The sequence below is a fragment of the Endozoicomonas acroporae genome (genome assembly GCF_002864045.1).
GTDB lineage: Bacteria > Pseudomonadota > Gammaproteobacteria > Pseudomonadales > Endozoicomonadaceae > Endozoicomonas > Endozoicomonas acroporae.
Map to the genome: position 1 here is coordinate 1 of NZ_PJPV01000065.1, position 1,544 is coordinate 1,544.

The following is a 1,544-nucleotide window of genomic DNA, read 5'->3' on the forward strand; positions in this document are numbered from 1 at the left end:
GGTCATGGAGTCGTTGTTGAATGCCTGTGTGGCCAGCACCTCTCCGGACGCTTCATCAACCACTTCCACCTGACCGGACACCGGCCCGTCGGACCAGGCAGCACCGTAATCCAGGCTCAGGCTGTAGTTGATGTCCGGATGGCCCTGAATCACCTGTTCCACGACGCCGTCTGACGCACCACCTGCGCCGATACCATTAAACACCAGGCGATTATCATAGAACTCCACCGATCCGGTCATGGTCCAGTGTTCATCGGTGGTGAAATCACCGTTACGCACCAGGTTGGTGTCCAGCTGCAGATCCTGGTAGGGATCCTGCGCCACCGACACGGTGTAGGGCTGTTCACTGAAAGCACCGTACGCATCGGTCACCCGCACGGTCAGCTGATGGCGGTCAGCACTGTCGTGATCCAGGGCACCGGCGACGCTGATTGCGCCGGTATTGGCATCAATGGCAAACAGACCACCGGCATCGTCAGTGAGGCTGAAGGTCAGGCTATCACCATTGGCGTCACTGGCCGACACCTGCCCCACCACGGTGCCCGGCTGGGCACTTTCATTGATGCCCAGCGGGGTCACGAAGGACTGCAGGTCGTCGCTCTGGGCGAGCTGGTAAAGCTCACTGACGTCACTGGCCGACAGGGCGCTGTCGAGGATCATCAGATCCTTGATGGTGCCATCGGTGGCAGTATCCTGTGGCCAGTTACTGGCACCGACCAGGTTGCTGGTCAACTCGACACCGGCGGGTCCCTGGCCGGGATTGTCCGCCACTTCAACACCGTTCTTGTACAGGTGCAAATGGCCATCAGCATCCACCGTCAGGGCCAGGTGGAAGGTTTCATCCAGAGAGAAGAAGTTATCAAACGCCACCGAGCCGACAATGCTGCCACCGTGGAAAATCTGGGCCTCTATTCGTCCTTCCGATGGGCTGGCGATCAGAATATTATCGGTACCAGCGCCATTGCCCAGGTCAACCATCCGTGCCCAGGCAGTGTGGCTGTGATAGGTAAAGGTGGTGGCAATGGTCATTGCCCCGTCAAGGGTCAGTGAACCGATGGAACCACCGGCGCTGTTCAGTTGTACGCCTGAGTCACTGTGGGTGACGCCGCTGTTGAAGGTCAGTTGGTGGCCGTGGTCGGTCAGATCGGCAGCCACATCACCGCTGCCGCCCGCCAGGGCAAAGGCCGCCAGCGCATCGGCACCGGGGAAGGCCTGCAACTCGGGTGCCTGATTGTCTGCCGGTGGGGTTGCGGGGTCGGCCGCTACCGCCAGGGTAAAGGTGTCCGAGGCACTGGCCAGGCCATCACTGGCAGTGACCGTAACGGACAGCGAACCGACGTCACCACTGCCGGGAGTACCCGAGAACGTGGTGCTGGCGGCATCAAAGCTGAGCCAGACGGGCAGGGCACTGCCATCGGCCAGGGTGGCACTGTAGCTCAGGGCATCACCCTCCAGATCGCTGAAGCTGTCTGCGGGCAGCTGGTAGCTGAAGGGGGTGTCCTGAGCGGCACTCTGGTCGACCAGGGCAACATCCAGTACCGGTC

General features: G+C 61.1%; 1 protein-coding gene. It reads right to left on the reverse strand.

The annotated features are described in order from the left end of the window. On the reverse strand, window positions 1-1,544 hold a 1,544-nt coding region (locus CX664_RS11320), incomplete at both ends, for a putative Ig domain-containing protein (RefSeq protein WP_180966463.1).